This is a genomic window from Peribacillus tepidiphilus, assembly GCF_009466385.1.
In the GTDB taxonomy this organism is placed as follows: domain Bacteria; phylum Bacillota; class Bacilli; order Bacillales; family DSM-1321; genus Bacillus_BN; species Bacillus_BN tepidiphilus.
This window is the reverse complement of record NZ_WIAQ01000048.1, coordinates 1-10,681: the sequence shown is the minus strand read 5'-3', so window position 1 is coordinate 10,681 and position 10,681 is coordinate 1. Positions and strand designations below refer to the sequence as shown.

12 protein-coding genes and 2 other annotated features are annotated in these 10,681 nt (G+C 38.3%); of the genes, 1 reads left to right on the top strand and 11 read right to left on the bottom strand.

The annotated features are described in order from the left end of the window. Positions 1 to 178: 178 nt before the first annotated feature. Positions 179 to 1,264 carry a M42 family metallopeptidase gene (locus GD441_RS16230; RefSeq protein WP_153127454.1) on the bottom strand — a complete coding sequence of 362 codons (1,086 nt, stop codon included), beginning with the start codon at positions 1,262 to 1,264 and terminating at the stop codon, positions 179 to 181. Positions 1,265 to 1,341: 77 nt separating this feature from the next. Continuing rightward, positions 1,342 to 1,830, bottom strand: a complete 489-nt coding sequence (locus GD441_RS16225) for a dUTP diphosphatase (RefSeq protein WP_153127453.1) — start codon at positions 1,828 to 1,830, stop codon at positions 1,342 to 1,344. 119 nt (positions 1,831 to 1,949) lie between these two features. On the opposite strand from GD441_RS16225, the gene GD441_RS16220 reads away from it, so the two are divergent. Continuing rightward, the gene (locus GD441_RS16220) at positions 1,950 to 2,339 is read left to right on the top strand and encodes a sigma-w pathway protein ysdB (protein ID WP_153127452.1); all 390 of its coding nucleotides are present in this window, start codon (positions 1,950 to 1,952) and stop codon (positions 2,337 to 2,339) included. A 36-nt stretch (positions 2,340 to 2,375) separates the two neighbouring features. Here GD441_RS16220 and GD441_RS16215 read toward each other — a convergent pair whose 3' ends face one another. From GD441_RS16215 to nrdR, 9 genes are all read right to left on the bottom strand, one after another. After that, complete coding sequence (locus tag GD441_RS16215) at positions 2,376 to 2,651, bottom strand: DUF1294 domain-containing protein (protein WP_153127451.1); 276 nt, start codon at positions 2,649 to 2,651, stop codon at positions 2,376 to 2,378. A gap of 64 nt (positions 2,652 to 2,715) precedes the next feature. Beyond that, entirely contained in the window at positions 2,716 to 3,075 is a 360-nt protein-coding gene (gene rplT / locus GD441_RS16210) for a 50S ribosomal protein L20 (RefSeq protein WP_153127450.1), read from the bottom strand. Between the two features lie 36 nt (positions 3,076 to 3,111). Further along, positions 3,112 to 3,312: a 50S ribosomal protein L35 gene (gene rpmI, locus GD441_RS16205; RefSeq protein ID WP_153127449.1), complete on the bottom strand. Its 201-nt coding sequence runs from the start codon at positions 3,310 to 3,312 to the stop codon at positions 3,112 to 3,114. A gap of 29 nt (positions 3,313 to 3,341) precedes the next feature. Next, a complete protein-coding gene (infC, locus tag GD441_RS16200; protein WP_153127448.1) occupies positions 3,342 to 3,845 on the bottom strand; it encodes a translation initiation factor IF-3 in 504 nt (167 codons plus the stop codon). A 76-nt stretch (positions 3,846 to 3,921) separates the two neighbouring features. Beyond that, positions 3,922 to 4,064: a sequence feature (ribosomal protein L20 leader region), on the bottom strand. Between the two features lie 190 nt (positions 4,065 to 4,254). After that, positions 4,255 to 6,186, bottom strand: a complete 1,932-nt coding sequence (gene thrS, locus GD441_RS16195) for a threonine--tRNA ligase (RefSeq protein WP_153127447.1) — start codon at positions 6,184 to 6,186, stop codon at positions 4,255 to 4,257. A gap of 51 nt (positions 6,187 to 6,237) precedes the next feature. Further along, positions 6,238 to 6,485 (bottom strand) — a binding site (T-box leader). Between the two features lie 82 nt (positions 6,486 to 6,567). Continuing rightward, positions 6,568 to 7,410, bottom strand: a complete 843-nt coding sequence (locus tag GD441_RS16190; RefSeq protein WP_153127446.1) for a putative sporulation protein YtxC — start codon at positions 7,408 to 7,410, stop codon at positions 6,568 to 6,570. Between the two features lie 144 nt (positions 7,411 to 7,554). Continuing rightward, entirely contained in the window at positions 7,555 to 8,502 is a 948-nt protein-coding gene (dnaI, locus tag GD441_RS16185; RefSeq protein ID WP_153127445.1) for a primosomal protein DnaI, read from the bottom strand. Between the two features lie 8 nt (positions 8,503 to 8,510). Beyond that, a complete protein-coding gene (locus GD441_RS16180; protein ID WP_153127444.1) occupies positions 8,511 to 9,914 on the bottom strand; it encodes a replication initiation and membrane attachment family protein in 1,404 nt (467 codons plus the stop codon). Positions 9,915 to 9,977: 63 nt separating this feature from the next. Next, entirely contained in the window at positions 9,978 to 10,445 is a 468-nt protein-coding gene (gene nrdR / locus GD441_RS16175) for a transcriptional regulator NrdR (RefSeq protein ID WP_153127443.1), read from the bottom strand. Positions 10,446 to 10,681: the final 236 nt, after the last annotated feature.

The window sequence follows — 10,681 nt, the reverse complement described above, 5'->3', positions numbered from 1 at the left end:
AGACCGGAAGTTTGCCGCTCGCTTCCTTCAGATTCCGCGTCACCGCGGACACCCTTGCGTTAAGCTAACTGCTACTTCTGCCTTCGCAGTTCGGGACTCTCACCCTATAGATTACACCCATGCCGGGCGCACACAAAAAAACTCCCTGCTTCCTTGCAAGCAGAGAGTTTACATAACATTAATCAAATGTAATTTTATTAACCGTTTCACGATCTAGACGCTTAATGACTTCTACAATGAGTTTGACTGCGTTTTCGTAGTCATCACGGTGAAGCATTGCTGCATGAGAGTGAATATAGCGAGTTGCAATGGTTATGGATAGTGCCGGAACTCCGTTTGCTGTCATATGAATGGATCCAGAATCCGTTCCACCGCCAGCCATTGAATCAAACTGATACGGGATATTCAATTCATCGGCTACATCTGTTACGAAATCTCGCAATCCTTTATGGGATACCATGGAAGCATCGTACAGAATGATTTGTGGACCTTTCCCCATTTTCCCCATTGCTTCCTTTTCTGTAACGCCAGGAGTATCTCCGGCAACACCAACATCCACGCCAAATCCGATATCCGGCTGGATTTTGAAAGCTGACGTTTTGGCTCCGCGGAGACCAACCTCTTCTTGAACGGTTCCAACACCATATACGACGTTTGGATGCTCAGTGTCTTTTAATTGTTTTAAAACATCAATTGCAATTGCACAGCCGATACGATTATCCCAAGCTTTTGCCAGTAAAACCTTCTCATTGTTCATGACTGTAAATTCAAAGTAAGGGACTACCATATCCCCTGGTCGCACTCCCCATTCTTGCGCTTCTTCACGGCTGGATGCACCGATATCAATAAACATATCTTTAATTTCAACCGGTTTTTTACGGGCTTCAGCCGGAAGGATATGAGGAGGTTTTGACCCGATTACACCTGTAATGTCACCTTTACGCGTGACAACTGTTACTCGCTGGGCAAGCATAACCTGAGACCACCAGCCACCAACTGTTTGAAAGCGAAGAAAGCCTTTGTCGTCAATTTGTGTGACCATAAAGCCGACCTCATCTAGGTGACCAGCTACCATAATTTTTGGACCGTCTGCCTTTCCTTTCTTAACTGCAATTAAGCTGCCAAGTCCATCTGTAAAAACTTCATCCGAATAAGGTGCTATGTATTTTTTCATGACTTCTCTTACTTCTTTTTCATTGCCTGGTATGCCTTTAGCATCCGTTAAGTCCTTCAGCATCGTTAACGTTTCATCCAACTTTGCCATTTTGATGCCTCCTTCTAAAAATATGAATACCTATTTTGATTATACAGAAAATAGAAAACCCCGTAAAATTCTAGCGATTAGTAGCCTTGGTTTTGTCTATGGAAATTGATTTCATTTTTTTCAACATATGCTCTTTCTATATCGTTTGCTGAAAAGCCTAAAATCTGTCCAAGCTGTAAATATTCTTTGAACATTTCAACATAAAGCTCTGCAGTTTGAGAATTTTTGAAATCAATAATGGTTTCATACATTTTGATAAATTGTACTGTTGCTTCCTCTGTACTAGCTTCAATGCTAGCAGGCACCGAATTTTCAAAACCTAACTCTAAGCCCAATGAAAGGATAAAATGAATACCGTCAACATATTCTTCAAGAATTTTTTCTCTAGGAGCTGGGCCTTTGACACTCCAAAACTTAAAACAGCGCGTCTCGTTTGCTAGCTCACCCAATTCAACAAGAAGAGCTAATATTTTTTTATCCGTTACGTTTTCACTCTGCAAAGCGTGATTGCTTTCTATATGCTGATCAAGAGCCCTTTGCATTTGAAACAGCTTTTTGTAATTCATTGTGACACTCCCTATTTATGGTTACCTTATTTTTAAAAAATTATATCAAATCGGTGAAACCTTTTAACACAAAAAACGTATAGAATAGTAAATTTCAGCTCTCCGGGAGGTCTTTATTTATGCTTTGGCTTTTTCGGCTTTTTTTACTGACAGCATTCATTTTCATCATTTATACAGCCATCAAATATTTACTGAATCCGAAGAGAAAACTCGAGTTGGCTCATGAACAGAAAAAGTTTTTCTTTTTAGATGACCCTGAGAATGTCCGGAAAAACTTTCTCTTAACCTATAAAGGTGTACTGTTTGAAGGTGAAAAATATTTAGGCACAACCGATCGTGCCTTTGATGTCATATCTATTTTTATTTGGCCTAAAAGCAATGCTGCTCTTAAAGGACTTGAAAGAGAAGATTTTCTTGCGATCGAGCAAAGAATTAAGGAGTACTATCCGACTGCAATCATAGATTGGAAAAGCCCTATTAAAGAATTTCTTCATAAACCAAACACTTAAATAATCTTTTAAATACGATTATTACAGACAGTAGGATTACTTGACCAAGTAGGAAAATAGTAAACTGAATAATATGAGTGACAAAAGTGCTAAAGAAGGAAGTCCGATTCTGAAAGATAGATGCTTCGTCTTATGACGAAACAAAAACATGCCTGTCGTTAATCCAACTCCACCACCAATCAAAGCTATTTGCCAAAGAGCCGCTTCAGGAATTCGACGCTTTTTATGGATCGCTTTTGATTTATCCCAATGCATGATATACAGTCCGTACAGATTAATAAAAATATAATAAAGGATAAGAATTGATACCACTGTCTTTACACTTCCTTTCCATTTACAAAAAAAACCATTCCAAAACGGAATGGTCTTTTTATTATTACTTATCGAATTGTTTTTTCGCAACGTTTGCTAATTCAGCGAATGCATTAGCATCCGTTACAGCTAAATCAGCTAGCATTTTGCGGTTCACTTCGATACCAGCTAGCTTTAAACCATGCATTAAACGGCTGTAAGAAAGACCGTTCATACGAGCAGCTGCGTTGATACGAGTGATCCATAGCTTACGGAAGTCGCGCTTCTTTTGACGACGATCGCGGAAAGCATACATTAAAGATTTCATTACTTGTTGGTTAGCAACTTTGTATAATGTATGTTTAGAACCGTAATAACCTTTAGCTAATTTAAGAATTTTTTTACGACGTTTGCGAGTAACAGTACCGCCTTTTACACGTGGCATTGTTTTTCCCTCCTATTTAAATCAGTCAACCTGAGATTACTTAATGTTGTCTAACATATGACGAATACGTTTGAAGTCACCTTTTGAAACAAGGCTAGCTTTACGAAGCTTACGTTTTTGCTTAGTTGTTTTGTTAGCAAATAAGTGGCTTGTATATGCGTGTGAACGCTTAAGCTTACCGGATCCAGTCTTTTTGAAACGCTTTGCAGATCCGCTGTGTGTTTTCATTTTAGGCATCGGGATTTCCTCCTTATTACATCAATGAATTACTTATCATTTTTAGGTGCTAAAACTAAGAACATGCTGCGTCCGTCCATTTTTGGAGCTTGTTCAATAGTAGAAAGGTCGCTACATTCTGATGAAAAGCGATCTAATACGCGTTGTCCGATTTCCTTATGGGTAATCGCACGACCTTTAAAACGAATAGATGCTTTTACTTTGTCTCCTTTTTCAAGGAACTTACGAGCATTGCGAAGCTTTGTATTAAAGTCATGTTCGTCAATTGTCGGGCTCAAGCGAACCTCTTTTACATTGATGACCTTTTGGTTTTTACGCATCTCTTTTTCTTTTTTCTGTTGCTCAAAGCGGAACTTCCCGTAGTCCATAATACGAGCTACCGGAGGCTTGGCATTTGGAGCAACAAGAACAACGTCAAGATTTACACGAGCGGCAATTTCCAGAGCTTCGAACTTAGTTTTAATTCCTAACTGCTCTCCGTTTTGGTCAATGAGACGAACCTCGCGGGCACGGATGCCCTCGTTTACCATCATGTCTTTGCTAATAGTTAGCCACCTCCAAGGTTTAATAGACGAATACTTTGTTTGAGATCGAAAGAAAGACCTTTACCGCAATAAAAAAGTGTGGATGCATAAAACACCCACACTGACAGAATCATTCAGACAGAAATGCCAAATAAATCAAATCATAAAAACCTGTTAACTGCAAGTTTGCGTCGTGCAGGTGAGAAGCGGGTGCTTCTTCTTTCCTCAAACACGTATTCAATTCACCTTAGAAATATATCATACTACGTATTGGTATGTCAAATACCAAACTTATAACAGCAACAAAAAATATACTAGCAAAAGCGAAGATTTTTTGCAACATATTTTTTAACATTCTTATTGTGAAAAAATACATAAGGATGCCGGGCCACAAAAATCATGGTCCGGCTTTCACGTTTTAGCGTGCCACTTCTTCCTTAATGGCTTTTAAAAACTCTTCAAACGCAACAGTTTCTGATTTTTGCTCACCGTATTTACGTACGTTAACAGTTCTTTCTTTAATTTCATTGTCTCCCACTACAAGCATGTAAGGGATTTTTTGCATTTGCGCTTCACGAATTTTGTAGCCGATCTTTTCATTTCGGTAATCAAGGTCTACACGCAATCCTGCTGCTTGAAGCTGCTCTTGAACTTCCTTCGCATAATCTAAGTGTACTTCAGGAGATACCGGAATGACTTGTACTTGGACTGGAGCAAGCCATGTTGGGAATGCTCCTTTATATTCTTCTATTAAGAACGCTACAAAGCGCTCCATTGTTGAAACAACACCACGATGGATAACAACCGGGCGATGCTGCTTGCCGTCTTCACCTACATATGTTAGGTCAAAGCGCTCTGGAAGCAAGAAGTCTAGCTGAACAGTAGATAATGTTTCTTCTTTACCAAGTGCTGTTTTCACTTGAACATCAAGCTTTGGTCCGTAGAATGCTGCTTCGCCTTCTGCTTCAAAATACTCTAGACCAAGCTCATCCATCGCTTCCTTCAGCATGCTTTGTGCTTTTTCCCACATTGCATCATCATCATAGTATTTTTCCTTATCCGCTGGATCGCGATAAGACAAGCGGAAAGAGTAATCATTTAAGTTGAAGTCTTTATATACTTCTAGTATAAGTCTAACTACACGCTTAAATTCTTCTTTAATTTGATCTGGACGAACGAAAATGTGTGCATCATTTAATGTCATTCCGCGAACGCGCTGAAGACCGGAAAGCGCACCTGACATCTCGTAGCGGTGCATTGTTCCAAGCTCTGCAATTCGGATTGGCAGCTCGCGATAGCTATGAATATCATTTTTATAAATCATCATATGATGTGGACAGTTCATCGGACGAAGCACAAGCTGCTCATTGTCCATTTCCATTACTGGGAACATGTTTTCCTGATAATGATCCCAGTGCCCAGACGTTTTGTAAAGCTCTACACTTCCAAGTACCGGAGTATAAACATGATCATAACCAAGACGCGCTTCTTTATCCACAATATAACGCTCAATGACGCGACGGATTGTTGCACCTTTAGGGAGCCAAAGCGGTAAGCCTTGACCAACCTTTTGCGAGTTCATAAACAGGCTTAGCTCTTTCCCAATTTTACGATGGTCGCGTTCCTTTGCTTCTTCAAGCATGCGTAAATGCTCTGCCAAGTCTTCTTTCTTGAAGAATGCTGTACCGTAAATACGTTGAAGCATTTTATTATTGCTGTCGCCTCTCCAATACGCACCTGCAATGCTTAAAAGCTTAAATTCTTTAATTTTTCCAGTTGAAGGAACGTGCACCCCACGGCATAGGTCAAAAAACTCACCTTGCTCATAGATTGTCACTTTTTCATCTGCAGGAATCGCTTCAATCAGTTCAAGCTTATACTCATCACCGATTTCCTTATAAAGCTGCACTGCTTCATCACGACTTACTTCTTTACGAATAATTTCAAGATTTTCATTCACAATTTTCTTCATTTCTTTTTCAATCTCAGGTAGATCCTCTGGTGACAGAGATTCCTCCATGTCGATGTCATAGTAGAATCCGCCTTCAATTACAGGACCTACGCCAAGCTTTACGTTTTTGTACAAGCGCTTGATGGCTTGAGCCATTAGATGAGCTGTGCTGTGACGAAGGATTTCTAAAGCTTCCGGAGAATCCTGAGTGATAATTTCAATAGAAGCATCCTCTAAAATTTCTCGTTTTAAATCATATAATTCGCCATTTACCTTGCCAGCGATTGATTTTTTCTTCAAGCCCGGACTGATACTTGCAGCAATGTCTTCGGTTGTCGTGCCCTTTGAAAACTCCTTTACTGCTCCGTCAGGGAAAGTGATTTTAATCATTTCAAACATACAGATTCACTCCATTTCTTTCATAAAATATAAAAAGCCCGCCCCTGTAAAAACAGGGACGAGCTTAAACATCAAACATAACCCGCGGTTCCACCCATGTTCTATTCTTCCAATAACACAAAGGAAAAATAGCACTTAAACTGATAACGGCAGTTACCGTCAGCCAATACTTGCAAAAGCGTTCATAGCTGAAGTTTAAAGGTGGTAAGCATTCTGTCGGGTTGGAAAGCTTACAGCCGATGACTTTCCTCTCTGAAAACCGTCACATAGAATACTCATGTCCTCATCATTACTTTTACATATACAATTAATATGTACGTAATTATAGAATGATATTCATATAAAATCAAGATGAGAAACATAAATTGATCCAATATTAAATTATTTACACATACAGCTTGAATAAAATTGGTCTAGTGATAAAATTTTAGAACGTTCTTCAAAAATTCGCTGTATCGTTTGGATGATTCCATTTTCAGCACTTTCTGTATAGATTAATAATTCATTAGGTGCAATGGATATAAGCGGAGCAATTACATTAGAATCAATATAGAGCGGATTTTCTGCTAAAAGCTTTCGATCAATTAGCCTTATGAGTTCTTGCTTTCCCATTTTTTCAAAGGCTTCATTGTAAAACTCAAACGTTTCCCGATGCAATATGTGCAAAATGTTCATCTTAGGAGTCTGATTGATCATAAAATTCCGCAGCAAATAAATAAAACTCTGATAATCCTGCTCCAGCTTATATTCATCAATCGCATGTTCGACATATTGGATTAGCATTTCATTCAACTTCCGAAGTCTGAATTTGACAAACGACTCAAAAGAAAAAGACAGCTGATTTTCTGCGATGGATTGCAACCCCTCCTTGATGCTAACAATCGCTTCTTCCCAAAAAACGGTTTTCGAAAATCTTTCACCTTCCATTATGCTCGATGCAATATCCAAGATTTGATCAATTTCCTCTCTTTCTTTGAATAAGAATTTTTCTCTAATAATCTGTTCAATTACATACAACATCCATTCTTCTTTAATGTACACTTGAAATGTGTCACTAAGAAGCTCAATGATCTTTTGAAAAACGTCTGCTTCTATTTTTAATAAAATTCGTTGCTTGCCGTCATAACTCAAATATATTTGAAGTTCTGCACTCATCGGATGGGCAGAAATATATTTCATCATCGTTTTTGCTTCTTTTTCAGTTTGAAAAGAAATATATACCAATTGAACCCCCCCTAGCCATTACTCTCTGCTCCTATGTATATGGGAGAGTCCGTCCAATTAGAAGCACGAAAAGAAGATAAAGAAAAAATCCGCCATTAGATTTAGGCGGATTAAAAAATAGTGTATTCTGTCCAAAAACAACCCTTATAAGCCTTTTTCTCTCAAATTATCTCCACTCAGGTATACCGGATCTGCTAAATATCTAATTCTTTCCATAAGACGTTTGGCTTTTACCTGTTCAACCTCTCCACGCTGAGAAGTTGTCAAATGAGCTTCCAGCCCTTCAAAATCAAAATTGGACGAAAAGAACGTCGGTAGATTTTCAAGCATCCTAAATTGTAAAATCGGCCCAAGGATTTCATCGCGTGCCCAGCTTGACATCGTTTCAGCCCCAATATCATCCAACATTAAAACGGGAGACTTTTTGATCATATCAATCTTTTCATTCAATGTTTGATCACCAATTGAAGATTTCATTTCTCTGAAAAAATCGGGTACGTATACAATAAGGGTAGATATTTTCCGATCCGCAAGCTCATTTGCTATGGCACCTAATAAATACGATTTCCCCACTCCAAAGCTACCATAAATATACAACCCTTTTGTTTTCTCACCTTGATCGATTTTTTTAATAAAAATCATGGCTTTCTCAAACGCTTTTAGTCTTTCCTCCGATACATACGTTTGATAAAAGCTTTCCATAGTCGCTCCCAAAATATCTTTTGGCACATATAGACTCTTAATAAACCTTTCATGACGCTTTCTTTCGTCAGCAGCTACTTTTCGAGGGCACCTCTCGTATCGAACGTCAATCGAGTTCTTCTGCAAAATTAGCTGGGGATGATACCCTTGCATCATGTTTATACAGCCTTCTAAGCTAGGACATTTGTCACAATTTTTACTTTGGCTAGAGTATTCATATAATTTGACTAGACTTCTATCAACCATTTCCTTTGTGACAGTTGAACTGTGGCTATTGAGGAACCGATGAATATTTTCATCTTCCAAAATTTCTTTTCTAATAGCATTGTAACGCTCGTTAAATTCTTTTGTATTTGTCAGTTTATTTAGAGTTTGGCTAATTTTTTTCATACTAGGCTTCACCTCTTTTTAAGCCTTTTAAATTCTTCCTCAAGCTGCTTCCTCTTTCTTTCAAGTTCTGGTGTAATTTCAGTATTCTTAGGCTGGTCCTTATTTTCTTCCTTCATCCACTCTGGGATGTACTCCTGTCTAATCACTTTCTTTGATGTAGAAGTAGTAGCCTTTTTGTTCTTTTTTTCAACCTGCCATGATAAATACTGCTGATGCTCTTTTTTAGCCAGTTCCATCGCTTCTTTAACCGTTTTGATTTTTTTTCTTGCCCAATGGCTTGCGATTTTTTCGACATAGCTTTTTGATAGCCTCATATCTGTTTTTATCATGACATACTCAATCAAGACATTTACAACGCCTGGCGGCAGCTGCTGATTGAACATAATCCCTTCAATAATATCAATATCAGCTTTCGAAGGCTCTCCTCCACCTGAAAGCTCACTAAGCCGTTTCAATGGCGAAACGGTCTCAAGATGTCGGATATGACGTTCCTCTTCGGTTTTAGGCTCACTGCTTCCAGTGCGAAGATGAAGAGGCTGTGTCCTTTGAGCAAGAGAAGGTAGATCATCCCCATATTCAATTTGATACCAATCTCTCGCAATCTTACGAAGCAATTCAATATTTACCTCTTCCTTTTCATCGATGGCACGTAAAACAAGGCTTTGCATTTGAATAGGATTAATATCATAAAGAAAAGCAATCTTCGCAATCATTTCCTTCACTTTAGGAGTGAATGCTTTTTCTGAAATAAATGATTTACTTAGACCAGATGCAAACAGTTCAAAATCAAAAGTATCCATGAATCCTGAAGGAGCCGCTCCTTCTCCTCTTCCAATAAACGTCTCAGAAGCATCTAGTTTTATATCTTCTTTTAATTCATCAGATATATATAACGAATCAAAATGCCCAGAGGCAAATACTTCTGAAAAGGATTTTGTAATATGTTCATAGGATTCTGTAGCAACCTTTTGATCACTAAAAAACGATTTCAATTTTTGATAATGCTGCTTTCCGAGCTTTTTATGCAAATAAATATTTAGCATAGCGTCGTTAAAAAATTCCTCTGGACTTAAAGGGGGCTGCAATTCATAAAAAAAATGCCGTTCTTCTTCTTGTTTTCTACGCCAAACCTTTAATAGACCAATACCTTCAAGCTTTTTTCTCGCTTCAAAAATATCATCTAACCTTAATTGCATCAAACTCATAAGTGTCCGATGAGAGTGGATGCTACCTGAATGAATTCGATTTTGCTCTATTTCACTCCATAAAGTAAAGTATAAGCTGATAGGAAGGGCTCCAATCAGTGGTTGATAAAGCAAAGATAAAACTTTTCGATCATAATCATGAAGCATCCCATTTGAGGATACACTGTAAAAGTCAATTGGTAGCAATTCCTTCCAATGTCTTGCCATTTAAATCATACCTTTCTGATATTCCACAGCAAATTCAGCCAAAAAAGAGCTAAAGCAATCCCTTCAGCTCTCGTCCCGTTCCCTATTAATCAGCTCTTTCAATTCTTCAATGAAAACATTAATATCCTTAAATTGTCTGTACACAGAAGCAAAACGAACATAGGCTACTTCATCAACTTTAGCAAGCCGATCCATGACCATTTCGCCGATTTTTTCACTTTTCACCTCTGAGATCCCTTGATTTCTCAATTCCTTTTCTACTTCAAGCGTAATATCCTCAAGTACCTTAAGAGGAACAGGCCTTTTCTCGCACGCTTTAATCAATCCTCTTAGAATTTTATCACCGCTGAATTCTTCACGAGTACCTTCTTTTTTCACAACAATTAAAGGGATTTCTTCTACTTTTTCAAAAGTCGTAAATCGAAATCCACAAACCTCGCATTCTCTTCTTCTTCTTGTTGAACGACCCTCGTCTACTGGCCGTGAATCAAGAACGCGCGTCCCGTTGTGTTGACAGCTGGGACATTTCATAACATCAACTCCATTAGTCGCATATGGTTGAACAAGTTTTCTCTTAACTTTATCTTATAAAAAACAGCAAATGTGCACAACTTGTTTTAAAAATAACGGCTCTCTGTCAATTGTGGTGGTGTAAATATTTCCAATACTCTCTCTTTGGAAGGAATGTAGGTTAACCTACATTCCTTCTGATAAGTTGACGCCATAATATCTTTTTTCGTAATCGCTCAAAGCTTTTTATTCCATAA

What these genes read in the sequence shown, in the direction of transcription:
- GD441_RS16230 (WP_153127454.1), bottom strand. Translation starts at nt 1,264, where the DNA reads ATGGCAAAGTTGGATGAAACGTTAACGATGCTGAAGGACTTAACGGAT.
- GD441_RS16225 (WP_153127453.1), bottom strand. Translation starts at nt 1,830, where the DNA reads ATGAATTACAAAAAGCTGTTTCAAATGCAAAGGGCTCTTGATCAGCAT.
- GD441_RS16220 (WP_153127452.1), top strand. Translation starts at nt 1,950, where the DNA reads ATGCTTTGGCTTTTTCGGCTTTTTTTACTGACAGCATTCATTTTCATC.
- rplT (WP_153127450.1), bottom strand. Translation starts at nt 3,075, where the DNA reads ATGCCACGTGTAAAAGGCGGTACTGTTACTCGCAAACGTCGTAAAAAA.
- rpmI (WP_153127449.1), bottom strand. Translation starts at nt 3,312, where the DNA reads ATGCCTAAAATGAAAACACACAGCGGATCTGCAAAGCGTTTCAAAAAG.
- infC (WP_153127448.1), bottom strand. Translation starts at nt 3,845, where the DNA reads ATGATGGTAAACGAGGGCATCCGTGCCCGCGAGGTTCGTCTCATTGAC.
- thrS (WP_153127447.1), bottom strand. Translation starts at nt 6,186, where the DNA reads ATGTTTGAAATGATTAAAATCACTTTCCCTGACGGAGCAGTAAAGGAG.
- dnaI (WP_153127445.1), bottom strand. Translation starts at nt 8,502, where the DNA reads ATGAAAAAAATTAGCCAAACTCTAAATAAACTGACAAATACAAAAGAA.
- GD441_RS16180 (WP_153127444.1), bottom strand. Translation starts at nt 9,914, where the DNA reads ATGGCAAGACATTGGAAGGAATTGCTACCAATTGACTTTTACAGTGTA.
- nrdR (WP_153127443.1), bottom strand. Translation starts at nt 10,445, where the DNA reads ATGAAATGTCCCAGCTGTCAACACAACGGGACGCGCGTTCTTGATTCA.